Genomic DNA, 281 nt, shown 5'->3' with positions numbered 1-281 from the left:
GCTGGCCAGGCGCTCCCTGCTGAGGCGAGGCCGGGCGGACTGCCTGGTGGACCGGTACAGCGAGCGCGCGCTACTTGCTCGCGCGCCGCGCGCCCTTCTCGTCGGCGTCCTTCGCATCGCCACGGCTCTGCGCGAACTCCGGGAACGTCTTCGCGATCGAATCCTTGTCCGGCAGGATGTAGAACACACCGCCCTTTTCGAACGTGGACTGCACGATCTGCTCGTAGAACGTCGGCGAGACGTTGATGCAGCCGTGGGTGACGCGGTTGTCGTCCGGCGTG

At 67.3% G+C, this 281-nt stretch carries 1 protein-coding gene; it reads right to left on the bottom strand.

Going from position 1 to position 281, the window contains the following annotated elements; all coding sequences use genetic code 11:
• Window positions 1–70: 70 nt before the first annotated feature.
• Window positions 71–281, bottom strand: a 211-nt coding sequence (locus tag EN850_RS35960) for a hypothetical protein (RefSeq protein ID WP_210238109.1), incomplete at its 5' end; no start/stop codon positions are given.

It is taken from the genome of Mesorhizobium sp. M8A.F.Ca.ET.207.01.1.1 (assembly GCF_004794715.1).
Taxonomy (GTDB): Bacteria; Pseudomonadota; Alphaproteobacteria; order Rhizobiales; family Rhizobiaceae; genus Mesorhizobium.
This window is presented reverse-complemented; position numbering and strand designations above follow the sequence as displayed.